General features: G+C 64.7%; 21 protein-coding genes. 13 read left to right on the forward strand and 8 right to left on the reverse strand.

Annotated features, from left to right (window positions below):
- The first annotated feature begins 5 nt into the window (after positions 1 to 5).
- The 4 genes from AABA84_RS11985 to AABA84_RS12000 are packed head-to-tail and all read left to right on the forward strand — an operon-like array spanning position 6 to position 3,638.
- A complete protein-coding gene (locus AABA84_RS11985; RefSeq protein WP_095425617.1) occupies positions 6 to 1,034 on the forward strand; it encodes a branched-chain amino acid ABC transporter permease in 1,029 nt (342 codons plus the stop codon).
- Positions 1,031 to 1,786 carry an ABC transporter ATP-binding protein gene (locus AABA84_RS11990; protein WP_212250633.1) on the forward strand — a complete coding sequence of 252 codons (756 nt, stop codon included), beginning with the start codon at positions 1,031 to 1,033 and terminating at the stop codon, positions 1,784 to 1,786. Before AABA84_RS11985 ends, AABA84_RS11990 begins: the two co-directional genes overlap by 4 nt.
- Positions 1,779 to 2,495 carry an ABC transporter ATP-binding protein gene (locus AABA84_RS11995; protein ID WP_092261064.1) on the forward strand — a complete coding sequence of 239 codons (717 nt, stop codon included), beginning with the start codon at positions 1,779 to 1,781 and terminating at the stop codon, positions 2,493 to 2,495. Before AABA84_RS11990 ends, AABA84_RS11995 begins: the two co-directional genes overlap by 8 nt.
- A 24-nt stretch (positions 2,496 to 2,519) precedes the next feature.
- Positions 2,520 to 3,638: a cobalamin-independent methionine synthase II family protein gene (locus tag AABA84_RS12000; RefSeq protein WP_338306594.1), complete on the forward strand. Its 1,119-nt coding sequence runs from the start codon at positions 2,520 to 2,522 to the stop codon at positions 3,636 to 3,638.
- A 172-nt stretch (positions 3,639 to 3,810) separates the two neighbouring features.
- On the opposite strand, the gene AABA84_RS12005 is transcribed toward AABA84_RS12000, so the two are convergent.
- The gene (locus tag AABA84_RS12005) at positions 3,811 to 5,523 is read right to left on the reverse strand and encodes a caspase family protein (RefSeq protein WP_212250629.1); all 1,713 of its coding nucleotides are present in this window, start codon (positions 5,521 to 5,523) and stop codon (positions 3,811 to 3,813) included.
- 169 nt (positions 5,524 to 5,692) lie between these two features.
- Here AABA84_RS12005 and AABA84_RS12010 point away from each other — a divergent pair, with 169 nt between their 5' ends.
- The 4 genes from AABA84_RS12010 to AABA84_RS12025 all read left to right on the forward strand — a co-directional run bounded on the left by AABA84_RS12010 (position 5,693) and on the right by AABA84_RS12025 (position 11,473).
- On the forward strand, positions 5,693 to 7,048 hold the full coding sequence (locus AABA84_RS12010; protein ID WP_212250627.1) for a hypothetical protein: 1,356 nt from the start codon (positions 5,693 to 5,695) through the stop codon (positions 7,046 to 7,048).
- 62 nt (positions 7,049 to 7,110) lie between these two features.
- Complete coding sequence (gene metK / locus AABA84_RS12015) at positions 7,111 to 8,307, forward strand: methionine adenosyltransferase (RefSeq protein ID WP_028143345.1); 1,197 nt, start codon at positions 7,111 to 7,113, stop codon at positions 8,305 to 8,307.
- Positions 8,308 to 8,430: 123 nt separating this feature from the next.
- Positions 8,431 to 9,852, forward strand: coding sequence for an adenosylhomocysteinase (gene ahcY, locus AABA84_RS12020; RefSeq protein ID WP_212250625.1), 1,422 nt, complete (start codon positions 8,431 to 8,433; stop codon positions 9,850 to 9,852).
- 160 nt (positions 9,853 to 10,012) lie between these two features.
- Positions 10,013 to 11,473: a flavin-containing monooxygenase gene (locus AABA84_RS12025; protein WP_338312153.1), complete on the forward strand. Its 1,461-nt coding sequence runs from the start codon at positions 10,013 to 10,015 to the stop codon at positions 11,471 to 11,473.
- A gap of 18 nt (positions 11,474 to 11,491) precedes the next feature.
- Here AABA84_RS12025 and AABA84_RS12030 read toward each other — a convergent pair whose 3' ends face one another.
- The 3 genes from AABA84_RS12030 to AABA84_RS12040 are packed head-to-tail and all read right to left on the reverse strand — an operon-like array spanning position 11,492 to position 13,724.
- The gene (locus AABA84_RS12030) at positions 11,492 to 12,730 is read right to left on the reverse strand and encodes a YbfB/YjiJ family MFS transporter (RefSeq protein WP_445083407.1); all 1,239 of its coding nucleotides are present in this window, start codon (positions 12,728 to 12,730) and stop codon (positions 11,492 to 11,494) included.
- Positions 12,731 to 12,760: 30 nt separating this feature from the next.
- Positions 12,761 to 12,994, reverse strand: coding sequence for a tautomerase family protein (locus AABA84_RS12035; RefSeq protein WP_338312155.1), 234 nt, complete (start codon positions 12,992 to 12,994; stop codon positions 12,761 to 12,763).
- A gap of 19 nt (positions 12,995 to 13,013) precedes the next feature.
- Positions 13,014 to 13,724, reverse strand: a complete 711-nt coding sequence (locus AABA84_RS12040) for an SDR family NAD(P)-dependent oxidoreductase (RefSeq protein WP_212250617.1) — start codon at positions 13,722 to 13,724, stop codon at positions 13,014 to 13,016.
- A gap of 215 nt (positions 13,725 to 13,939) precedes the next feature.
- On the opposite strand from AABA84_RS12040, the gene AABA84_RS12045 reads away from it, so the two are divergent.
- From AABA84_RS12045 to AABA84_RS12055, 3 genes are all read left to right on the forward strand, one after another.
- Positions 13,940 to 14,863 carry a LysR family transcriptional regulator gene (locus AABA84_RS12045; protein ID WP_338312156.1) on the forward strand — a complete coding sequence of 308 codons (924 nt, stop codon included), beginning with the start codon at positions 13,940 to 13,942 and terminating at the stop codon, positions 14,861 to 14,863.
- Between the two features lie 142 nt (positions 14,864 to 15,005).
- Positions 15,006 to 15,161 (forward strand): hypothetical protein, encoded by a 156-nt coding sequence (locus AABA84_RS12050; RefSeq protein ID WP_212250613.1) that lies wholly within the window; start codon positions 15,006 to 15,008, stop codon positions 15,159 to 15,161.
- Between the two features lie 129 nt (positions 15,162 to 15,290).
- Entirely contained in the window at positions 15,291 to 16,220 is a 930-nt protein-coding gene (locus AABA84_RS12055) for an aspartyl/asparaginyl beta-hydroxylase domain-containing protein (protein ID WP_338312157.1), read from the forward strand.
- Between the two features lie 143 nt (positions 16,221 to 16,363).
- Here AABA84_RS12055 and AABA84_RS12060 read toward each other — a convergent pair whose 3' ends face one another.
- Complete coding sequence (locus tag AABA84_RS12060; RefSeq protein ID WP_338306587.1) at positions 16,364 to 16,906, reverse strand: Spy/CpxP family protein refolding chaperone; 543 nt, start codon at positions 16,904 to 16,906, stop codon at positions 16,364 to 16,366.
- A 138-nt stretch (positions 16,907 to 17,044) separates the two neighbouring features.
- Here AABA84_RS12060 and AABA84_RS12065 point away from each other — a divergent pair, with 138 nt between their 5' ends.
- A complete protein-coding gene (locus AABA84_RS12065; RefSeq protein ID WP_338312199.1) occupies positions 17,045 to 17,503 on the forward strand; it encodes a YybH family protein in 459 nt (152 codons plus the stop codon).
- Positions 17,504 to 17,568: 65 nt separating this feature from the next.
- Here the strand turns inward: AABA84_RS12065 and AABA84_RS12070 are convergent, their stop codons facing one another.
- The 3 genes from AABA84_RS12070 to galE form a co-directional block, all read right to left on the reverse strand.
- Positions 17,569 to 18,270 (reverse strand): fumarylacetoacetate hydrolase family protein, encoded by a 702-nt coding sequence (locus AABA84_RS12070; RefSeq protein ID WP_338312158.1) that lies wholly within the window; start codon positions 18,268 to 18,270, stop codon positions 17,569 to 17,571.
- 33 nt (positions 18,271 to 18,303) lie between these two features.
- Positions 18,304 to 20,106 (reverse strand): ABC transporter ATP-binding protein, encoded by a 1,803-nt coding sequence (locus AABA84_RS12075; protein WP_212250607.1) that lies wholly within the window; start codon positions 20,104 to 20,106, stop codon positions 18,304 to 18,306.
- Positions 20,107 to 20,224: 118 nt separating this feature from the next.
- Positions 20,225 to 21,238: a UDP-glucose 4-epimerase GalE gene (gene galE / locus AABA84_RS12080; protein ID WP_338312159.1), complete on the reverse strand. Its 1,014-nt coding sequence runs from the start codon at positions 21,236 to 21,238 to the stop codon at positions 20,225 to 20,227.
- 126 nt (positions 21,239 to 21,364) lie between these two features.
- Between galE and AABA84_RS12085 the strand changes: the two genes are divergently transcribed.
- Entirely contained in the window at positions 21,365 to 22,402 is a 1,038-nt protein-coding gene (locus AABA84_RS12085) for a glycosyltransferase family 4 protein (RefSeq protein WP_338312160.1), read from the forward strand.
- Positions 22,403 to 22,653 lie beyond the last annotated feature (251 nt).

Genomic DNA, 22,653 nt, shown 5'->3' on the forward strand with positions numbered 1-22,653 from the left:
CGCCGATGAGCGCTTCCTCCGACGTCGGTCATCACGCCCAGCGCCACGCGCGATGGCACTACGGCGAAGTCGCCTTCTGGCTGATCGTGCTGGCCTGCGGCTTTGCATTTCCCACGCGCTATCTGATCATGACCGACATCCTGCGGCTGGCGCTGTTTGCGATGTCGCTCGATCTCATTCTCGGTTATGCCGGCATCGTCTCGCTCGGGCATGCCGCCTTCTTCGGCGTCGGCGCCTATGCCGCGGGGCTTCTCGCGCTTCACGGTATCGTGAACGAGCCCGTGCTGGCGCTGATCGTCGCCGGCCTTGCCGCGATGGTGCTCGGCTTTGCCACTAGTTTCCTGGTGATCCGCGGCGTCGATCTGACGCGCCTGATGGTGACACTCGGCATCGCGCTGCTGCTGGAAGCGCTCGCCGAGCGCTTCTCCAACATCACCGGCGGCACCGACGGCCTGCAGGGCATCGAGATGCAGCCGATCTTCGGCCAGATTCCCTTCGATATGTTCGGCAAGGCCGGCTTCTTCTATTCACTGGCTGTCCTGTTCCTGCTCTTCCTGTTCGCCCGCCGCGTCGTGCACTCGCCGTTCGGCCTGTCGCTGCGCGCGATCAAGAACAATCCGCTGCGCGCCGCCGCGATCGGCATTCCCGTCAACCGTCGCCTGATCGCGATCTACACGCTCGCGGCGTTCTATGCTGGCGTCGCGGGCGCGCTGTTCACCCAGACCACTGCGATCGCCTCGCTCGACGTGTTTGCCTTCGAGCGCTCCGCCGACCTGATGCTTGTGCTCGTCATCGGTGGCACCGGTTACCTCTACGGCGGACTGGTTGGCGCGGTGATCTTCCGCATGCTCCAGGAAGTGTTCTCCACCATCACCCCGCAATACTGGCAGTTCTGGATCGGCCTGGTGCTGGTCGTGATCGTGCTGGTCGGCCGTCAGCGCCTGCACCGCTGGGTGCTGTATGTGCCCAATCTGGTCATCAGGCAGATTGCGGGACGCAAGGCCGTCGTCGCCGTGCCGGAGAGCGACGCATGACCATCGTGCTCGAAACCCAAAATCTCGAAAAGCAGTTCGGCGGCCTGCGCGTCACCCGCGATCTGTCCTTGAAGATCGAGCAGGGCGCCCGCCACGCGCTGATCGGCCCGAACGGCGCCGGCAAGACCACGGTCATCAACCAGCTCACCGGCGTGCTCAAGCCGAATTCGGGCCGTATCCTGCTCGAAGGCCAGGACATCACCGATCTTCCCGTGCACAAGCGTGTGCTGCGCGGCCTGTCGCGCACCTTCCAGATCAACCAGCTCTATCCTGACCTGACGCCGCTCGAGACCATCGGCCTTGCCGTTTCCGAGCGGCTCGGCCATGGCGGCGACTGGTGGCGGCGGATGGGGACGCGCAGCGACGTCAACGGCGAGATCGCCGATCTGCTCGCGCGCTTCCATCTGCTCGACGTCATGAACGAACAGACCGTGACACTGCCCTACGGCAAGCAGCGCCTGCTCGAGATCGCGGTCGCGATCGCCGCCAAGCCGCGCGTGCTGCTGCTCGATGAGCCCGCCGCCGGCGTGCCCGAGAGCGAGCGCCACGACATCCTCGCGGTCGTCGGCAGCCTGCCGCGCGACGTCACCGTGCTCTTGATCGAGCACGACATGGACCTCGTATTCTCCTTCGCCGATCGCATCTCCGTGCTGGTTTCGGGCGCGCTGCTCACCGAGGGGCCGCCCGAGCAGGTCGCGCGCGATCCGCAGGTCAAGGCCGTCTATCTCGGCGAGGAGGCGGTCAATGTCTGACCTGCTCGCGATCGAGGCGTTGCGCGCCGGCTATGGCGAGGCGGTGGTGCTGCCCAACATGTCCCTGCGCCTCGCCGAGGGCCAGGTGCTGGCGCTGCTGGGCCGCAACGGCACCGGCAAGACCACGCTGATCAATTCGATCGTCGGCGTCACCCGTCGCTTCTCCGGCAGCGTGGCGCTCGCCGGCACCGATGTCACTTCGCTCCGGCCCGACCAACGGGCGCGCGCCGGCATCGGCTGGGTGCCGCAGGAGCGCAACATCTTTCGCTCGCTCACCGTGGAAGAAAACATGACCGCGGTGGCTCAGCCCGGTCCCTGGACGGTCGAGAAGGTCTACGAGATGTTCCCGCGGCTGAAGGAGCGCCGGAGCAACTTTGGCAACCAGCTCTCCGGCGGCGAGCAGCAGATGCTGGCGATCGGCCGGGCGCTGACCCTCAACCCGAAAGTGCTGCTGCTGGACGAGCCGACCGAGGGCCTTGCCCCCATCATCGTCGAGGAGCTCTTGAAGGCGATCGGCAGCATCACGCGGGCCGGCGGCATCTGCTCGATCATCGTCGAACAGAACGCCCAAAAGATTCTGGGGCTGGCCGACCGCGTTGTGATATTGGAGCGCGGGACGATCGTCCACGACGCTCCGAGCGCCGCGCTGAAAACCGATCCCTCGGTCCTGGAACGCCATCTCGGCGTCGCCGGGGCGGCGGCTCACTAAACTAAAATGTCCAGGGAGTAAGACATGCAGCGAACCAAAGCCCCTTTCCGCGCCGACGAGGTCGGCAGCCTCCTGCGTCCGGCCAAGATCAAGGAAGCCCGCAGCCGTCTCGAGAAGGGCGAGATCTCGGCCGACGATCTGCGCAAGATCGAGGACATGGAGATCGAGAAGGTCGTGCACAAGCAGGCCTCGATCGGTCTCAAGCTCGCGACCGACGGCGAATTCCGCCGCTCCTGGTGGCATTTCGACTTCCTCGCCAAGCTCACCGGCTGCGAGCTGTTTCATCCTGACGCCGGCATCCAGTTCGCAGGCGTGCAGACCCGCCACGACGCGGTACGGGTGATCGACAAGCTCGACTTCCCCGACAACCACCCGATGCTCGACCACTTCCGTTTCCTGAAGAAGGTCGCCGACCAGGCCCACGTCACCGCCAAGATGACGATACCTTCGCCGGCGGTGCTGCACTTCCGCGGCGGCCGCAAGTCGATTTCCAAGGACATCTATCCCGATCTCGAGGCCTTCTATGAAGACCTCGGCAAGACCTACCGGAAAGCCGTCAAGGCGTTCTACGACGCCGGCTGCCGTTATCTCCAGTTCGACGACACCGTGTGGGCCTATCTTTGCTCGCAGGATGAACTGCAGAAGGCGCGCGAGCGCGGCGACAATCCGGACGGTCTCCAGCAGATCTATGCCCGCATCATCAACTACGCGCTGGCCGAGAAGCCCGCCGACATGGTGGTGACGACGCATGTCTGCCGCGGCAATTTCCGTTCGACCTGGATTTCTTCGGGCGGCTATGAGCCGGTCGCGGAGACCATGCTCGCCGGCACCAATTACGACGGCTACTTCCTCGAATATGACAGCGACCGTGCCGGCGGCTTCGAGCCGCTGCGTTTCCTGCCCAAGGGCAACAAGGTCGTGGTGGTCGGCGTCATCACCTCCAAGTTCGGCGAGCTCGAGAAGAAGGACGACATCAAGCGCCGTCTGGAAGAAGCCGCCAAGTTCGCCCCGCTGGAGCAGCTCGCGCTGTCGCCGCAATGCGGCTTTGCCTCGACGGAAGAGGGCAACGTTCTCTCCGAGGAAGAGCAGTGGGCGAAGCTGAGCCTTGCGGTCGAGATCGCGAAGGAAGTGTGGGGCAACTGAGATACCAAGTGGCTGCTGTCATTCTCCGCGAAAGCGGGGAATCCAGTACGCTGCGGCTTCTCCGTATCCCACGACAGTCTCTGGAATACCGGATCGCCCGGGCAAGCCGGGCGATGACACCTGAGTGTTGGGCGAACAGCGCGTTGTTCAAAACCAGCGCGCAAGCCCACCCTCACTTCTCCGCCAGATAGACCTCGCCCAGCAGCGACGAGTTCGACCACGGCACCTGCTTGTTCTTGGTGCTCGAGACCACCTCCGCCCGCACCCGCGTCAGCATCTGCTGCACCTCCAACCCCGGGGTGCCGAGATGGCGAGACAGCGCGGCGGAGAACGGCGAATTCGCGCCTTCGCCGTCGAGCGCGACCTGGCCCGGCGCGGTAGCGAATGCGATCAGCGTGCCGGCCCCTAACGTCGCGCCGCTGCCGAGGCTCGTCGGTGCAGCGAGACCCGAAGCGCCCTCGATGCCGCGACTGCTGCCGGCGGATGCGACCTGCTGCGCCATGGGATTGTTGCGGCAGGCATCGAAGATCAGGATGTTGGTGCGAACCTGGTCGTCGAGGCCCGCCATGATCGTGTCCATGTCGATCATCGCCTCGGTCATATCAGTGCCGGGCTTGAGCTCAACGTCGACGGGAATGAGGTAGTTGCGGCCGTCGACCTGGACGCCATGGCCGGCATAATAGACCACCGCAACCTGCGCCCGCGCGGCCTCCCGCAAGAAGTCGCGCGTCATCTTCTGCATCGCGGCGCGGTCGAGATCGACGCCCTCGGACACGGTGAAGCCGATGTCGCGCAGGCTCTTGGCGACAGCGCGTGCATCGCTGGCCGGATTGGGCAGTGCCTTGACATGCGCATAGGCGCCGTTGCCGATGATGAGCGCCATGCGTGCACCGCGAGCGGGCGAGGGGATCTGCGCTGCGCCCGTCCTCTGCTGCGGGGCAGGGGCCGCGGTCGGCTGCGTCGCCGGCGAGGGCGCATCGCGGGGGATCGGGGCGCTCGTATCCGTCACCAGCGACAGCCGCACCTTTGCGGTGGCTTGGCTGGCCTTGCTGCCGGCGTCCGACGCCACGATCGCGAGCGCCGCTTTGTAGTCCTCGCGCGCGCTTGCGTAGTCGCCCTTCGCTTCATAGGCCAGCGCGCGATGGGTGTAGCCGGAGATCAGCACGCTGTTCGGCGGTGTCATGATGTTGGCCGGCGGCTTGTCCCTGGCGAGCCGGATCGCCTCGCTGCCGTCGGCGATGGCGCGATCGAGATCGCCCTTGGCGCGCCAGATCGCGGTGCGGTTGATCAGCGGCTGGGGCAGCGAGGGGTCTAAGCGGATCGCCTGGTTGATGTCGGCGAGCGCGCCGTCGAGATCGCCGAGCGCCTCCTTCGAGATACCGCGGTTCTGGAACGAGAACGCGGATTTCGGATCGGCCTTGATCGACATGTCGTAATCGGCAATGGCCTTGGCATAGTCGTGCTTGCCGCGCCAGGCATTGCCGCGGTTGTGGAAGATGATGCCGCTGGGCGCGCCGAGCTTCAGCGCGTCGTCGAAATCGGCGATCGCGATATCGTAGTCGCCTTTGTCGTAAAAGGCCGATCCCCTCAGGTTGTAGGCCGCCTGGCTCGGCTGGAGCCGGATCGCTTCGGTGGCGTCGGTGATGACTTTTGCGTAGTCGCCCTTCTTGTTCCAGCCCACCGCGCGCCAGAAATGGATCGTCGCAAGCTGCTCGCCCCGAAACACCTTCAAGGCGATGATCTTGGTGCAGGCGTCGATCATCTTGTCCGCTGGCGTCGTGTCGGTGGTGCAGAGCGGCCCAAGCTGGTTGCGCGCCTGCGCGACAGCGGGCGCGGACCACAGGGTTACGGCGAGCAGGCTGAGCGCGACGAGCAGGCGGCGCATGGCGATGGCCCCATCGGAGAGAAGCGCCTGTTTGTTGCCCGGCGGGGTGCATGGGTTCACGGCTCGCGGCGGCGCGAACGGTGGGGAGACGCCTTGATCCTCTATTCCCTTAGTGGGCAGATTTTGCTAGGAGGCGAAGCCCAACTTTTCTGCCCACCGCGTCCCACCCATGAAAAACGACGAAATTCTGAGCCAAATCACCGAGTTCTGCCGCAAGGCGGACATGGCGGAATCGACGTTCGGCCGGCGCGCGGTGAACGATGGGAAGCTGGTGCATCGCCTGCGCGAGGGCAAGCGCATCACCATCGATACGCTGGACCGGATCCAGGCCTATATGGCGGCATCGATGGCCGGCGGCGTGCCGCCGCCGCGCGGGCTTCAGGTGCCGCCCGAAAAGCGCGATCCACGCGGCAATTTCCGTTTCTTCGAGAATCGCCAGAAGTACCTGCTGTTCGTCCACACCTGCAGCGAGAAGCGGGTGGTCGCCGACAGGGTCGCACTGGAGCTTTCCTCCATCCATCCGCGCCCGCCGGCCTTGCGCGTGTTCGACGCCGGCGTCGGCGACGGCACGGTTCTGGCGCGGGTGCTGCGCGCGACGCATCAGCGCTACCCGCACATGCCGTTCTACGTCGCCGGCAAGGAGCTCAGCCTCGAGGACCTGCGCCTGACGCTGGAGAAGGTGCCGGACCGCATTTTCGAGCATCCGGCGTCGGTTTTCGTCTTCACCAACATGTTCTACTCGGAGGCGCCCTGGCTCACGCCGTCATCGCCTGCGGCGGCGGCTGCGACCGTCTGGCACGAGGTCCCGCTGCGGGGCGCCTCTTCAGGTGAGTTCGAGCAGCAGATCGCGGAGCTGAGACCGTTCCTGGAGCAGAACTGGCGCGCCGCGATCAGCCCACGCACCGCCATGCCGCTGTACGAACGGCCGGTCGTCCTGGTGCTCTATCGCGAGGACCACAGATTCCTGCTGGATTCGACCATTCCGCGGCCGGGCCAGACCGAGGCCAATTTCGACCTCGTCATCGCATCCCAGCCCTACCGGGCCCTGTCCTCGGTCAACTTCCGGGCCAAGCGGATCATCGCCCCGCTGGCGCGGGCGCTTCGGCCGGGAGGCCGGCTGATCGGAATCCACTCCCATGGCCAGGATCCGGGCATGGAAATGATCCAGGCAATCTGGCCCGGAGAAAATCCTTTCGCTGTGAGCCGTCATGAGCTATTGCGCGCCGTTAAGTATGAACTTGGTTCGTTGGGCCGCGACTTAAATTTTAATGCATATGCGGATAACCGCTCGATCTTCAGGTATGATATGGAAGCGCTGCCCAACGAGGTAACCGGCACCATCGGAACCTCGACAGCCTTTGCAGCGTGGAATGCGGCGGTGTATGTCGCTCAGATTGAGGACGACCGGTTGACAGAAATGACTCAAAACGGCCGCACTCTGGATGCCGCCAGGGACGTGCTGCGGAAGTACAATGGGCTCTGGTTTCTCGACGAATCCTACGTCATCTCGCGCCGGCGTGATTGACACCATCCACAGGTAAACATCGCAAACGCCCGCCGGTTTAGCGGCGGAACAAGGGGTTACTGATGCGCGCGTCCTATCTCTTCACCAGCGAGTCCGTGTCCGAGGGCCATCCGGACAAGGTGTGCGACCGGATCTCCGACGAGATCGTCGATCTGTTCTACCGCGAAGGGCCCAAGGCCGGCATCGACCCCTGGCAGATTCGCGCCGCCTGCGAGACCCTGGCGACCACCAACAAGGTGGTGATCGCCGGTGAGACCCGCGGTCCGAAGTCGGTGACCAACGAGCAGATCGAGGGCGTCGTCCGGGGTGCGATCAAGGACATCGGCTACGAGCAGGAAGGCTTCCACTGGAAGACCTGCGACATCGAGATCCTGCTGCATCCGCAGTCGGCCGACATCGCCCAGGGCGTCGATGCGCTTCAGCCGGGCGAGGTCAAGGAAGAGGGCGCGGGCGACCAGGGCATCATGTTCGGTTACGCCACCAACGAGACGCCCGATCTGATGCCGGCGCCGATCTTCTACGCCCACAAGATCCTGCGCCTGATCTCCGAAGCCCGTCACTCCGGCAAGGAGAAGGTGCTCGGTCCGGACTCCAAAAGCCAGGTCACCGTGCAGTACGAGAACGGCAAGCCGGTCGGCGTGCGCGAGATCGTGGTCTCGCATCAGCACCTGGTCGAGGACATCTCGTCCAAGCAGATCCGCGACATCGTCGAGCCGTATGTGCGCGAGGCGCTGCCGAAGGACTGGATCACGCCGAAGACGATCTGGCACATCAACCCGACCGGCAAGTTCTTCATCGGTGGTCCCGACGGCGACTCCGGCCTGACCGGCCGCAAGATCATCGTCGACACCTATGGTGGCGCGGCCCCGCATGGCGGCGGCGCGTTCTCCGGCAAGGATCCGACCAAGGTCGACCGCTCGGCGGCTTATGCCGCGCGCTACGTCGCCAAGAACATCGTCGCTGCCGGCCTTGCCGACCGCTGCACGCTCCAGCTCGCCTACGCCATCGGCGTGGCGCGTCCGCTGTCGATCTACATCGACACCCACGGCACCGGTAAGGTGCCGGAGGAGCAGCTCGAGAAGGCGGCGGCGCAGGCGATGGATCTGACGCCCCGCGGCATCCGCAGCCATCTCGACCTCAACCGCCCGATCTACGCGCGCACCTCGGCCTACGGCCATTTCGGCCGCACGCCCGACAACGAGGGCGGCTTCTCCTGGGAGAAGACCGACCTCGTCGAGCAGCTCAAGCGCGCACTCTAAGTCACTTGCGTCATTCCGGGGCGCCGCAACAGCGGCGAACCCGGAATCTCGAACTGCTGGTTTCCGGGTTCGCTCGTTTCACGAGCGTCCCGGAATGACGAGCCAAACAAACAGGAACCCACTATGAACGCGAAGCCCGGCTTCACCGATTACATCGTCAAGGACATTTCGCTCGCCGATTTCGGCCGCAAGGAGCTCTCGCTGGCCGAGACCGAGATGCCCGGCCTGATGGCCACCCGCGAGGAGTACGGCCCGAAGCAGCCGCTGAAGGGCGCGCGCATCGCCGGCTCGCTGCACATGACGATCCAGACCGGCGTGCTGATCGAGACGCTGGCGGCGCTCGGCGCCGACATTCGCTGGGTCTCCTGCAACATCTATTCGACCCAGGACCACGCCGCCGCTGCGATCGCAGCCGCCGGCATTCCCGTCTTCGCCGTCAAGGGCGAGACGCTGAAAGACTACTGGGACTACACCGCCAAGCTGTTTGACTGGCACGGCGGCGGTCACCCGAACATGATCCTCGATGACGGCGGCGATGCCACCATGTACGTCCATCTCGGTCTGCGCGCCGAGAACGGCGACGCCGCGTTCCTGGACAAGCCGGGTTCGGAAGAAGAGGAAGTCTTCTTCGCGCTTCTGAAGAAGCAGCTCAAGGAGAAGCCGAAGGGCTACTTCGCCGAGATCGCCAAGAGCATCAAGGGCGTTTCCGAAGAGACCACCACTGGCGTGCATCGTCTCTATGACATGCAGAAGGCCGGCACGCTGCTGTGGCCCGCCATCAACGTCAACGACAGCGTCACCAAGTCGAAGTTCGACAACCTCTATGGCTGCCGTGAATCGCTGGTCGACGGCATCCGCCGCGGTACCGACGTGATGATGTCGGGCAAGGTGGCGATGGTCGCGGGCTTCGGCGACGTCGGCAAGGGTTCGGCGGCCTCGCTGCGCCAGGCCGGCTGCCGCGTCATGGTGTCGGAAGTCGATCCCATCTGCGCGCTGCAAGCGGCGATGGAGGGCTACGAGGTCGTGACGATGGAAGACGCCGCTCCCCGCGCCGACATCTTCGTCACCGCCACCGGCAATAAGGACATCATCACCATCGAGCACATGCGCGCGATGAAGGATCGCGCCATCGTCTGCAACATCGGTCACTTCGACAACGAGATCCAGATCGCGGGTCTGCGTAACCTGAAGTGGACCAACATCAAGCCGCAGGTCGACGAGATCGAATTCCCCGACAAGCACCGCATCATCATGCTGTCGGAGGGCCGCCTCGTGAACCTCGGCAACGCGATGGGCCATCCGTCCTTCGTGATGTCGGCGTCCTTCACCAACCAGACGCTGGCGCAGATCGAGCTGTTCGCCAACAACAAGGACGGCAAGTACAAGAAGGAAGTCTACGTGCTGCCGAAGTCGCTCGACGAGAAGGTCGCGCGCCTGCACCTCGCCAAGATCGGCGTCAAGCTCACCGAGCTGCGCAAGGACCAGGCCGACTACATCGGCGTCAAGCAGGAAGGTCCGTACAAGTCGGACCACTACCGCTACTGATCTGCCGGTTCGACTGAGCATCGACGCAAAGCCCCGGAGTGATCCGGGGCTTTGTTGTTTCGGCGCATGGAATTCAACTCGCTTTGCAGTTGCTGCACGGCCGATTGCCAATTGACGGCCAGCGGCGACGGTCCGACAATCCTCGCCGGCGGAGGAAACCATGCAACAAGAACATTTCGACGTCCTCATCGTCGGTGCCGGGTTATCCGGCATCGGCGCCGGCTATCATCTGCAGAGCAAGTGCCCGGCCAAGAGCTACGTCATCCTGGAGGGGCGCGACTGCATCGGCGGGACCTGGGACCTGTTTCGCTATCCCGGCGTCCGCTCCGACAGCGACATGTTCACGCTCGGCTATTCGTTCAAGCCGTGGACCGATCCGAAGGCGATCGCCGACGGGCCGCAGATCCTGAACTATGTGCGCGAGACCGCGGCCGAGAACGGCATCGAGAAGCACATCCGTTTCCGCCATCGCGTCAAGCGCGCGTCGTGGTCGACGCCGGACGCGCGCTGGACCATCGAGGCCGAGCGCATCACGGGCGAGGGCGCGACCGAGGTGGTGCGCTTCACCTGCAATTTCCTGTTCATGTGCTCGGGCTATTACAAATACGAGGCGGGCTACACGCCGGAGTTCAAGGGCGCCGCTGATTTCGCCGGCCGCATCGTCCATCCGCAGAAATGGGCCGAGGACATCGACTACGCGGGCAAGCGCGTCGTGGTGATCGGCTCGGGCGCGACCGCGGTGACGCTGGTGCCGGAGCTCGCCAAGAAGGCGGCGCAGGTCACCATGCTGCAGCGCTCTCCGACCTACGTGGTGTCGCGCCCTGCGCAGGATCCGGTCGCCAACAAGATCCGCCGTAACCTGCCGACGCGGCTTGCCTATCATGTCATCCGCTGGCGCAACGTGATGTGGGGGATGTTCTTCTTCCAGCTCAGCCGGCGCCGCCCTGCGAAGGTCAAGGAGCTGGTCCTCAAGGGCGTGCAGATGGCGCTTGGCCCCGACTACGACGTCGCCACCCATTTCACGCCGCGCTACAATCCCTGGGACCAGCGGCTGTGCCTGGTGCCTGACGGCGACCTGTTCAAGGCGATCCGCGAGCAGCGCGCCTCCGTCGTCACGAGCGAGATCGACACGTTCACGCGCGACGGCATTCGCCTGAAGGACGGCAGCGAGCTTGCCGCCGACATCATCGTGACGGCGACCGGGCTGGTGCTCCAGGTCGTCGGCGGTCTCGACGTCAGTGTCGACGGCCGTGCCGTGGATTTCGCCAACACGCTGACCTACAAGGGCATGATGTATGCCGACGTGCCCAACATGGCCTCGGCCTTCGGCTACACCAATGCGTCCTGGACGCTGAAATGCGACCTCACCTGCGAATATGTCTGCCGGCTCATCAATTACATGGACCGGCACAATTTCCGCCAGTGCATGCCGCACAACGACGACCCCGAGATCACCGCGCAGCCGTCGCTGGACTTCACCTCGGGATACGTGCAGCGCTCGGTTGCCAAGATGCCGAAGCAGGGCTCGAAGCAGCCGTGGCGGCTGTACCAGAACTACGCGCTCGACATCGTCTCCTTGCGCTTCGGCCGGATCGACGACGGCGTGATGCGATATTCCTGATCACGCCGCGGGCTGCATCTATGCCTTGCGCGTAGTGAGCGCGAGGCCAAGGTCGATCGCCAGTGCCAGCACCACCGCCGCACCGCCGAGTCCGAACAGGACCAGATAGTCGCCACCGGTCTGCGCATAGATCCACGAGAACCCGTAGGCCGCTGCCGCCTGGAACAGCGCAAAGCTCGTAGTGGCGTGGCTCCAGGTCGCGCGCTGTTGTTCGGCCGAATGTGGCACGAGCTCGTGGATGCGCCCGAGCACCAGGGGCACGATGCCGGGCGTGAAGCCGCCGACCACAATGCTCGATACGATCAGCGAAAGAGGTGCGGTGCTGACGGTCGGCAGCAGCACGGCGGCCGCCTCGATCAGAAAGGCCGCGCGTAGCGCCGGACCGAAGCCGGCGCGGTCACCGAGATGGCCGGTGGCGAGCGGGCCGACGATGGCGCCGAGACCGTACAGCACCCAATAGCGCGATCCCGCGGCAATACCCTGGCCGAGGCCGCGCGCCACGAAATCGACGAGGAAGACCATGTGCGGCACCAGGGCGACCGCGTTGAGGCCGTACTGGATCAGCAGCGCGCGGGCGATGGCCGAGGTTTGATGGTGCTTGGCTTGAGCGGGCGGAGTATCGCTGTTCGCTTCGGCGGGCCAGTTCCACCAGCTCGCGAGCGTGAGCACGGCGGAGAGCACGCCGAGCCCATACCAGCTCTGCTGCAAGCCCTGTTGCAGCAGCAGCGGCACCAGCGTGCCCGATGCGGCGACGCCGAGGCCGACGCCGGCGAAGATCACGCCGCCGATGATGCCGCGCCTCGCAGCTGAGGTGTGCGGCAGAATGACGGAGGCCGCCAGCACCATGATGATTCCGCCAGTGAGGCCGGAGAGGAAGCGCCAGGCGAAGAACCAGGTGAACGACACCGGCGACGAGCTGGCGAAGAAGGAGAGGGTGGCAAGCAGCATCATCGCCCGCAACGCGCGAACCGCGCCGATGCGGCTGGCGACACTCCGCGCCGCGAGCGCGCCGGCGAGATAGCCGGCAAGGTTCGCCGCACCGAGATAGACGACGTCTGATGCGCTGAACCATTTTGCCGCGATCAGGGCCGGGATCAGCGGGGTATAGGAAAAGCGGGCGAGGCCAAGGCCGACCAGTGATGCGGACAATCCTGCCACGGCATATCGCCAGGTTCTTTGGGACGTTGACCCTGAGTTTGATCCCGGCTGCGGGTGCAGCCGGGTCTCGACCTGTTGCTTCATATCTGCGTTGGTCATGTCATCCTCCTGCGCTCAATGGCGCGCGGATCATCCGGTCTGGGCGCGGCGCCGCCGGAATTCCGGCACGGGCAGGCCGCCCCAGCCCCAATTGTCCAGGTCGACCTCCTCGATCACGACGAAGGTCGAATCGAGCGGCTTGCCGAGCACGTCGAGCAGCAGCTGGCTCGATCCCTTGATCAGCGCGGCTTTCTCCTCCGCGGTGAGCGACGCCGCTCGCGGCGTCGTTCCTTCGCGGGTCACCTGGATTGTGACGATGGGCATTGTGGCCTTCCTCTCACGCTCAGTGGCCGGCGCTCTGGCCGCCGTCGACATGCAGGATCTCGCCGGTGACGAAGGAGGCGCCCTCGAGATAAAGGACGGCACCGACGATGTCGGACATCTCGCCCATGTGGCCCACGGGGTGCAGTGCGTTGAGCTGGGCATGTGTCGCGGCCGGGTGCATCGGCGACTTGATGATCCCTGGCGAGACCGCGTTCACGCGAATGCCGCGCCTGGCGTATTCGATCGCGAGCGACTTGGTCGCGGCGTTCAGGCCTCCCTTGCTCAGCGAGGCCAGCACCGAGGGGACGTTGGAATTGGCCTGATCGGTCAGCGTGGTCGTGATCTGGACGACGTGACCCGAACCCTGCTTCTCCATCTCGGCGATGGCGAGCTGCGTGATGTGGAAGAAGCCCGCGACGTTGGTGCCCATCACCGCCGCGTAATCCTCGGCCGTGTACTGCGTGAACGGCTTTGCGACAAAGATGCCGGCATTGTTGACCAGCGTGTCGACGCGCCCGAAGCGGGCGACGGCCTGCGAAACCACACGCTCGGCGGTGCTCCGGTCGGCGATATCGCCCGCCACGGCGAGGACGTCGTCGTCACCCGACGGCTTGATGGAGCGTGCGGTTGCGACGACGCGGTAGTTGCGATCGCGAAAACCCTGGACCAGGGCGGCGCCGATGCCCTGCGAAGCACCGGTAATGATGGCGACTTTCTGCTCGATACCCATGACGGGCTCCTGTTGTTGACCTTCAGAACCTGCGCCAGCACTCAGCTGGCTTGCGTCATGAGGTACGCCGCGGTAGCCCGGCCGCGAAGACACGCCGTCCGGCAGACACTCTTTCGCGGCGCGTACGAATGCCGGGGCGGCGCCTGGCGACGGTTGTCGCCGCGGAGGGGAACGCCTAGCCTGCGGCCGGTGTCTGAGAGGGGCGGCGGGTAGGCATGGATCGTCTGGATGCGATGAAAGTGTTCGTCCTTGCGGTGGACGAGGGCAGCCTGGCTGCCGCCGGCCGCAAGCTCGGCCGCTCGCCGGCGGCGGTGAGCCGCGCCATCGCCTTTCTCGAGGAGCGGGTCGGCGCCGAGCTGCTGCATCGGACGACGCGCTCGATCAAGCTCAGTGAGGAGGGGGAGCGCTATGTCGTGATCTGCCGCCGCGTGCTCACCGAGCTGGAGGAGGCCGACGACATCGCGGCCGGACCGCGCTCGGCGCCGCGCGGCCTGCTCACGATCACCGCTCCCGTGGTGTCGGGCGAGATGGTGCTGAGGCCGATCCTGGATGCGTTTCTCGATGCCTGTCCGACGGTGTCGGCCAAGCTGTTGCTGTTCGATCGCGCGGTCAATCTGATCGAGGAGGGCATCGACATCGCGCTTCGCATCGGTCCCCTCGCGGATTCGGCGATGGTGGCAATGCGGGTCGGCGAGATCAGCCGTGTGGTCGTGGCAGCCCCACGCTATCTGAAGCAGCATCCCCGCCTCAATGAGCCCGGCGATCTCGCCAAGCATCAGATCGTGGCGATGGCGCATCTGCCCAATTCCTGGACCTTCGCGCCGCAGGCCGATGGCTCGGTGCCGCGTACGGTCCAGTTCACGCCGCGTCTCATCGTCAACAGCACCTACGCGGCCGTAGCCTCCGCCGTTGCCGGCCGCGGCGTCGCGCGGATGTATTCGTACCAGGTGGCCGAGCAGGTTGCGCGCGGCGAGCTCGAGATCGTTCTGGCCGGCGAGAAGGATCCGGAGATGCCGGCGCACCTGATTTGCCCGCAGGGCCGGCTCTCCGTGCCGAAGGTGCGGGCCTTCACCGACTTTGCCGTGCCGCGGCTGAAAAAGCACTTTGCGCAGCTCAAGAAGAGCGTCGCTGCACGCTGAGCATCGCTGCCGCCAATGCGTTGTTTTGCGTATTCGGTCATCGGGGTGAATCGGCCACTCTGTCCAAACGGTTAACGTCGGATTAACCGCGGACTCCTAGCCTGTCTCGGCCGGGGTTACTCGCAAGGCCGAGGTGAGCCCAATGGAAGCCCAGAAGATCGCGGTCGACGCCCTCGTCGCGCTGACCGATTGCGACCGCAACGCTGTCGTTGCCTTTATCCGCCAGCTCTATCTCGCCGGGGTGACCGACCCCAAGCGTTTGACCTTCAAGGGTCTGCAGGCGCTGTCGCGGGCGTGAGCGGCTGGGTTTCGGCGGGCCATCCCTGTGCTCTCGCCAGTGTGACCGCAACGCAGCGGTGAATATATTGCCGCTCGGCCTGGCTCAAGGTAGATGACGTCCTCAGCTAAGTCTCTGGGGAACGGGGATATGCTGAAACAGCTTTTTGCACCCCAACTTGTCGTCCTTTATGTGCTTGCGGCCTCGACGATTTACGTTCACTTCCGCGGCAAGCAGCGACTGCGCTTTGCGCGCCAGCTCGGCGATCACTCGACCTACCTCGCGCCCTACAATGTGCTGATGTATGCGGGCTCGGCGGTGCCGAACAAGCCGGTAATCCCGGTCGAGCAATTTCCGGAGTTGAAGCCGCTCAGTGCGAACTGGGAGACGATCCGCGACGAGGCCGTGCGCCTGTTCGACGAAGGCTTCATCCGCGCGGCCGCGAGGAACAACGACTGGGGCTTCTACTCGTTCTTCAAGAGCGGCTGGAAGCGCTTTTACCTGAAATGGTATGACGACTTCCTGCCCTCGGCGCGGACGCTGTGCCCGAAGACGGTGGAGCTGCTCAATGCGATCCCGAGCGTGCACGGCGCGATGTTCGCGATGCTGCCGCCGGGCGGCAAGTTAGGGGCGCACCGCGATCCCTTCGCCGGCTCGCTGCGCTACCACCTCGGGCTGGTCACGCCGAACTCCAGCAAGTGCCGCATCCTGGTCGACGGCGTCGAATGCGTCTGGCGCGACGGCGAGGCCTTCATGTTCGACGAGACCTTCATCCACAGCGCCGAGAACGCGACCGACGTCAACCGCATCATCCTGTTCTGCGACGTCGAGCGCCCGATGAAGTACGGCTTCATGACCGCGGTCAACCGCTGGGTCAGCCGTCACATCGTCAAGGCGTCGGCGACCCAGAACGTCGACGGCGAGAATGTCGGTATGCTCAACAAGGTGTTCGGCAAGCTCTATGAGATCCATCTCGCCAGCCGAAAGGTCAAGGCATGGAATCGCAACGTCTATTACACGCTGAAATACTCGCTGACCGCGCTGGTCCTCGGCTTGATCGTGTTGTCGGCGTTGTGGTGACGTAGATGCGTGGGGTGGATTAGCGAAAGCCTAATCCACCATTCGGTGCATCGGCAATTGACGCCACGTGATGTGGCGCGATGCGTTGGCGGATTGCGCTCCGCTGATTAGCGGATTGCAGCGAAGCAGGCTGTCAGCACCGTCTAGTGATGGTGTTTGTGCCCTGCAGAGCTATCAGGGCGCTGGTAGCCTCGCAGCTCTGCGTATCGTTGCATTTGGCTCTGATCGAGCAAGGCCGCGGTCGATAAATGATACTTGAGGTGGCTCTCGCGGAGCCGGCCCTGCGTTTCCGAAATGGCAACGATGGTTGCCTTGAGCGACTCCGGCGTCACGGCGCGGGCGGAGAACAGGTTGTCCAACTCCCTCTCTTGCTCGACGAGCTTGTTGCCCAGCGGGACCGTCTCTTGCTTCATCGAATCGAAGAGGTGCTGAATCTCGGCGCGCTGATCCGCGGTCAGCTCGAGGCGATCACCGAGCTCGAGAACGTGGCTGGGGCCGGGATATCCATTGAGCTCAGCGGCAAGCGCGAGGCCCATACCGCGTCCGCTCTGGAGATCGTCGATCTGCTGGTGCGACAACGCCTTGACGGGACGCTGCTCGAGGCCCGCATAGGGTTTGCTGGACTGCGCGCTGGCAGCGTTGCAGGTGACCACAAGCGTGGCCGCAAGCAGGAGAAGGCGTCTCATGAGTCTGGCTCCATGAAATCAGGCCGGCTGGTCGATCGATCTCCACCGGGGGGGCTCTCGTGGTCCACATCTTGCTGGAAGGTCTCTCCCATGGCAACAAAGCTTGCCGTGATCGAGGTGCCGAAGATGGAGCAGGTGATGGCCCTCTTGCCGACCGCCGACAGCGAGACGAAGCAATTCTTCCTGGCGTGGCTGGAGACCTTCGCCGGCTACGTCCGCGAGGTCGACTACGCCTCGGCGCGGCCGCTCTTCCATCCGGATGTGCTTGCCTTCGGCACGCATAACGATGTCATCCCTGGCCTCGACCAATGGGTCACAACGCAATGGGACAACGTCTGGCCGAAGACGAGCGACTTCCGTTTCGTCGTCGACCAGACCTCGATTCTGGCATCTCCCGACGGCACGATGGCAACCGTGATCGCGCCGTGGACGAGCACGGGCTATCATCCCGATGGCAGCGCGTTTGCGCGGCCCGGGCGAGCGACCATGATCTTTTCGAGGGATGGCAATGGCTGGCTATGTGTGCATTCGCACATGTCGCTCAATCGCGGTGTGCCGCAGGTGAGCCACGCCAATCGGCCGGTGAAGGCATGGTAGTCCGATCCGAATAGAAAAGGCCCCGGACACGTCCGGGGCCTTTCGATTTCGGGATGTGGCGCAGCTTACTCGGGCTGGCCGATCGACACCTTCAGCCCGCCGACACCGTCGACGCCGCATTCGAGCTTGTCGCCGGGCTGGAGCTGCGACACGCCGGCCGGGGTGCCCGTCATGATGATGTCGCCGGCGGCGAGCTTCACCTGCTGCGAGAGCTGCCAGATGATCTCGGGCACGTTCCAGATCAGCTCGGTGAGATCGCCCTTCTGGGCCTCCTTGCCGTTGACCGTGAGCCAGATCTTGCCCTTGGCGGGATGGCCGATCTTCGAGGCCGGCTGAATCGCGGAGCACGGAGCGGAGCCATCGAACGACTTGCCGATCTCCCAGGGGCGCTCCTTCTTGCGCGAGGCGATCTGGAGGTCGCGGCGGGTGAGGTCGATGCCGACGGCATAGCCGTAGACGTGATCCAGCGCCTTCTCGGCGGGAATGTTCAGGCCGCCGCTCTTCATCGCGACGATCAGCTCGACCTCGTGATGCAAATCCTTGGTCAGCGGCGGATAGGGAATGGTGGCGCCGTCGGGCACCAGCATATCGGCGTGCTTGGCGAAGAAGAACGGCGGGGCACGCTCGTCATTGCCCATCTCGCGGATGTGCTCGAGATAGTTGCGGCCGACGCACCAGATGCGGCGCACCGGATAGCGGCCGCTTTCGCCGACGACGGGAAGCGAAGCCTGGGGCGGAAGCGGGATGACGTAGGAGGCGGCGTTCATGCGGGTCTCGCTGCTCTTGAGGTGAAGGAAATTCTATGCGGTTGCGCTGATCGGCGCCAGAGCGCCGGCATCGTGGTGTTGCAGGCGGAAGAACGAGGCATAGCGGCCGCCGCGGCGGAGCAACTCGTCATGCCGGCCCTGCTCGACGATTTCGCCGCCCTCGATTACCAGGATGCTGTCGGCGTGCATGATGGTGTGCAGGCGATGCGCGATCACGATGGTGGTGCGGTTGTGGCAGAGATGCTCGATCGCCTCCTGCACCTGCCGCTCGGATTCGGAATCGAGCGCTGCGGTGGCTTCATCAAGCAGGATGATCGGCGCGTTCTTGATCAGCGCGCGCGCCACGGCGATGCGCTGGCGCTGGCCGCCTGAAAGCTGCGTGCCGTGCTCGCCGACCGGCGTGTCGTAGCCGAGCGGGAAGCCCATGATGAAATCATGCGCGCAAGCCGCCTTCGCCGCCTCGGTGATCTCGTCCGCGCTCGCGCCGGGCCGGCCGAAGGCGATGTTGCTCCGGATGGTGTCGCGGAACAGATAGACGTCCTGCCCGACATAGGCGGTCTGCGCCCGCAGCGATTTGCGTGAGATTGCGCCGATCGACTGGCCGTCGATCACGATGTCGCCTTGCGTCACCTCATAGAAGCGCAGCAGCAGCGCCAGCACGGTCGACTTGCCGCCGCCGGAGGGCCCGACCAGCGCGGTGACTTTGCCGGGCTCGGCGACGAAGCTCATGCGGTTGAGCACGGTCTCGTTGGCGCGATAGGAGAAGCTGACATCGCGCAGCTCGATCCGGGCGTCGGAGAGCTTCAGCGCCGGCTTGTCGTCGTCGGAGTGCTCGCTCGCCGGGCTGTCGACCACTTCGAGCAGCATGCGCGCGCCGACGAGCTGGCTGTTCAAGTCGATGTTGAGCCGCGCCAGCCGCTTGGCGGGCTCGGTCGCCATCAGGAACGCGGTCATGAAGGAGAAGAACGCGCCCGGCGTGGCGTTGAGCGCGACCACGCTGTAGCCGCCATAGAGCAGGCAGCCGGCGACCGCGAAGCCGCCGAGCATTTCCATCAGCGGGTTGGAGCGGTTGGCGACGCGCGCCATCTTGTTGGCGTTGCGCTCGACGATGGCGATGTTCTCGTCGATGCGGCTCTGCATCGTGTCTTCGAGCGTGAACGCCTTCACCGTGCGGATGCCTTGCAGCGATTCCTGCATGGTCTCCATGATGTCGGCGGTTCCGGTGAACTGGTTGTAGGCGAGGCCCTTGATGCGCTTGACCAGCTTGCGCAGCACCAGCATCGCCGGCGGCACCACGACGAGGCCGATGAACGACATCACCGGGTCCTGCCACACCATCACGCCGATCATGGCGAGCAGCATCATGAGGTCGCGCCCGACGGCGTTGACCAGCATGTTGAGCACGTCCGTAATCGACTTGGCGCCGGCCGTCAGCCGCGCCAGAAATTCGGACGAATGCCGCTCGGAGAAGAAGCCGACGCTTTCGCGCATCAGTTTTGCGAACAGCTGGCGCTGGTTGGTGGCGAGGATGGCGTTGCTGATCTTAGTCAGGATCACCATGTGGCCGTAGGTCGCCACGCCCTTGATGAACAGCAGGATCACCGTGATCCCGGAGAACATCGCGATGCCCGGGATGTTCTTGTCGACATAGGCCTGGTTGATGACCTGGCCGAGCACATAGGTCGCGCCTGCCGTTGCGCCTGCGGCGACCGCCATCAGCGCGAAGGCGACGAGGTAGCGCCGCCAATAGACGACCCCCTGTTCCGTGACCAGGCGGCGAATCAGGACCGCTGCCGCATAGGGATCGTCGGTGATTTTCTTTGGAAACTGGGCCATCCGGTGTCCATTGACGGCGCAGGACAAAGCCTGCCCGCGCGTCAGGGATCGAGTGGCCTCTGTGCCCGCTCAAGCGGCGTTTTTCAAGCCCAATTAAGGGCTTGCGCTCAGATGGAATCTAGGCCGAGACGGCGTGGCGGAGCTCGCCGTGGCGCTCGTGGAACAGCTTGTCCTCCCACGCCAAAGCGTGGGCCGCGATGGTCTCGAGGTCGTCGTATTGCGGCTTCCAGTCGAGCAGGCCGCGGATGCGGCTGGTGTCGGCGACCATGGTCATGATGTCGCCGGGCCGGCGCGGGGCGTATTGCACGGCGAAGCTGCGGCCGGACACCCGGCGCACCGCGTCGATCGTCTCCAGCACCGAATAGCCGCGGCCATAGCCGCAATTGAGCGTCGTCGAGGCGCCGCCGTTGCGCAGATAGGCCAGCGCCGAACGATGCGCCTGCGAGAGGTCTGTGACGTGGATGAAGTCGCGAATGCAGCTGCCGTCGGGGGTCGGATAGTCGGTGCCGAACACGTCGATCTTGGCGCGCTGGCCGGTCGCGGCCTCGACCGCGATCTTGAGCAGATGCGTGGCGCCGACGGTGGCAAGCCCGATGCGCGCCTGCGGATCGGCACCGGCGACGTTGAAATAGCGCAGGGTCACGTATTGCATGCCGTAGGCGGCGGCGACGTCGTGCAGCATGATCTCGGTCATCAGCTTGGACGAGCCATAGGGCGACAGCGGCCGCGTCGGCGCGTGCTCGGGCACCGGCACCTGGTCCGGATTGCCGTAGACGGCGGCGGTCGAGGAGAAGATGAAGCGGCCGATGCCGCGCTTGACGGCGACGTTGAGCAGGTTGCGCGCCGTCGTGAAATTGTTGCGGTAGTAGCCGAGCGGATCGCGCATCGAATCCGGCACGACGACGGAGCCGGCGAAATGAATGATGCTCTCGATGTTGTGCTGCGCGATCACGCCTTCGAGCAGGTTCTCGTCGCCGGCATCGCCGATGAACAGCGGCACGCCCTCGGGCAGATACGCGGAGAAACCGGTCGAGAGATCGTCGATCACGACGACGTCCTCGCCGGCTTCCGCCAGCGCGAGGACCGTGTGACTTCCGATATAGCCGGCGCCGCCGGTGACAAGCACAGTCATGATCTCACCCGTCTTCGATCAACGCGCCAAGTTAACGTTTGCGCGGTGAAGAGGGGGTTTCGGCGCGGCTGAACTGGTCACTATGCTTAATGTTGCGTATAGGGACTTTGCGAAACGGAGCATGACGTGGCGAATTTTCCCGGCGATCTCGAAGTGATCGTGCCAAATCTGCACAGGCGCTATTCCGGGGTCACCGCGACCAACCGGATGGTGGCGCCGCGGCTGGCCAAACTGTACCGCGCGGCGTGGTTCGGATCTGATGCGCCCGCGGGGATCGCGCGGCTGAGCGGTGCGGATTTCCTCAAGCTATGGCGCCGCAAGGCGCCGCTGATCTGGCATGCGCGGCGCAACAACGAGATGATCGCGGGCGTCGCGCTGCGCGCGCTCGGCTGGCCGTTGAAGCTCGTCTTCACCTCGGCGGCGCAGCGGCATCATAGCTGGATCACGCGCTGGCTGATCCGGCGCATGGACGCGATCATCGCGACGTCAGATCTTTCGGCCTCGTTCCTGAAGGTGAAGGCGACCGTGATCCCGCATGGCGTCGACACCGACATCTATGCGCCGCCGATCGACCGCGCTGCGGCGTTCGCGGAGGCCGCGCTGCCGGGCCGCTACGCCATCGGCTGCTTCGGCCGCGTGCGCGCGCAGAAGGGCACCGATGTGTTCGTCGATGCGATGTGCCGCCTGTTGCCGCGCTATCCCGATTTCACCGCCGTGATCGTCGGCCAGGTCACGGCCGAGCAGACGTCTTTTGCCAATGACCTGAAAAAGCGGATCGAAGCCGCCGGCCTGCAATCGCGCATCGTCATCACCGGCGAGCTGCCGATCGAAGCGGTGCAGCGCTGGTATCAGCGGCTGACGATCTACGCCTTCACCTCGCGCAATGAGGGTTTTGGGTTGACGCTGATCGAAGCGATGGCGGCCGGCAGCGCGCTGGTCGCCGCACGCGCCGGTGCAGCCGAGCTCGTGGTCGAGGATGGCGTGAGCGGCGTGCTGATTCCGACCGGTGATGCGGATGCGCTGGCCGCGGCGCTGGAGCCGCTGATGCGCGATGTGGATGCCGCGACCGAGATGGGCGAGCGGGGGCGGGCACGGGTGCTGGCAAAGTTCAGCCTCGACGCGGAAGCGGCGCGGATCGGGGAGGTCTATCGACCCCTGCTGTGAGACAAAATTTGCGAAAACAACCCCATGCACAGTAGGCGATACGAGCAGAATCAATGGCTTGGAGGCCTGTGTGGCGAAATGCGGATTTTACGAATCTCATTTGACGCGTCGGCAGGCGAAAGTTTAGTTCCCGTTTTGGGAATTTGAATCGATCCGGGCGTCTGAAATTTTGAATCGCGTCCGTCCCCTGACGCTGGAAATGATCCGGGCCATCAGCAAGGAAGGGAACATTCCAGTCGGTGCTCTGACAG

Origin of the sequence: Bradyrhizobium sp. TM239, from assembly GCF_036247985.1 — a bacterium.
Lineage (GTDB): Bacteria > Pseudomonadota > Alphaproteobacteria > Rhizobiales > Xanthobacteraceae > Bradyrhizobium > Bradyrhizobium ottawaense.

Bases quoted from the DNA above. Each gene is read 5' to 3' on its own strand.
- AABA84_RS12060 (WP_338306587.1), bottom strand. From the start codon at position 16,906: ATGAGACGCCTTCTCCTGCTTGCGGCCACGCTTGTGGTCACCTGCAAC.
- AABA84_RS12040 (WP_212250617.1), bottom strand. From the start codon at position 13,724: ATGGGTATCGAGCAGAAAGTCGCCATCATTACCGGTGCTTCGCAGGGC.
- AABA84_RS11995 (WP_092261064.1), top strand. From the start codon at position 1,779: ATGTCTGACCTGCTCGCGATCGAGGCGTTGCGCGCCGGCTATGGCGAG.
- metK (WP_028143345.1), top strand. From the start codon at position 7,111: ATGCGCGCGTCCTATCTCTTCACCAGCGAGTCCGTGTCCGAGGGCCAT.
- AABA84_RS12070 (WP_338312158.1), bottom strand. From the start codon at position 18,270: ATGAACGCCGCCTCCTACGTCATCCCGCTTCCGCCCCAGGCTTCGCTT.
- AABA84_RS12010 (WP_212250627.1), top strand. From the start codon at position 5,693: ATGAAAAACGACGAAATTCTGAGCCAAATCACCGAGTTCTGCCGCAAG.
- AABA84_RS12000 (WP_338306594.1), top strand. From the start codon at position 2,520: ATGCAGCGAACCAAAGCCCCTTTCCGCGCCGACGAGGTCGGCAGCCTC.
- galE (WP_338312159.1), bottom strand. From the start codon at position 21,238: ATGACTGTGCTTGTCACCGGCGGCGCCGGCTATATCGGAAGTCACACG.
- AABA84_RS11985 (WP_095425617.1), top strand. From the start codon at position 6: ATGAGCGCTTCCTCCGACGTCGGTCATCACGCCCAGCGCCACGCGCGA.
- AABA84_RS12030 (WP_445083407.1), bottom strand. From the start codon at position 12,730: ATGACCAACGCAGATATGAAGCAACAGGTCGAGACCCGGCTGCACCCG.
- AABA84_RS12065 (WP_338312199.1), top strand. From the start codon at position 17,045: ATGGCCCTCTTGCCGACCGCCGACAGCGAGACGAAGCAATTCTTCCTG.
- AABA84_RS12050 (WP_212250613.1), top strand. From the start codon at position 15,006: ATGGAAGCCCAGAAGATCGCGGTCGACGCCCTCGTCGCGCTGACCGAT.
- ahcY (WP_212250625.1), top strand. From the start codon at position 8,431: ATGAACGCGAAGCCCGGCTTCACCGATTACATCGTCAAGGACATTTCG.
- AABA84_RS12075 (WP_212250607.1), bottom strand. From the start codon at position 20,106: ATGGCCCAGTTTCCAAAGAAAATCACCGACGATCCCTATGCGGCAGCG.
- AABA84_RS12055 (WP_338312157.1), top strand. From the start codon at position 15,291: ATGCTGAAACAGCTTTTTGCACCCCAACTTGTCGTCCTTTATGTGCTT.
- AABA84_RS12045 (WP_338312156.1), top strand. From the start codon at position 13,940: ATGGATCGTCTGGATGCGATGAAAGTGTTCGTCCTTGCGGTGGACGAG.
- AABA84_RS11990 (WP_212250633.1), top strand. From the start codon at position 1,031: ATGACCATCGTGCTCGAAACCCAAAATCTCGAAAAGCAGTTCGGCGGC.
- AABA84_RS12035 (WP_338312155.1), bottom strand. From the start codon at position 12,994: ATGCCCATCGTCACAATCCAGGTGACCCGCGAAGGAACGACGCCGCGA.
- AABA84_RS12025 (WP_338312153.1), top strand. From the start codon at position 10,013: ATGCAACAAGAACATTTCGACGTCCTCATCGTCGGTGCCGGGTTATCC.
- AABA84_RS12005 (WP_212250629.1), bottom strand. From the start codon at position 5,523: ATGCGCCGCCTGCTCGTCGCGCTCAGCCTGCTCGCCGTAACCCTGTGG.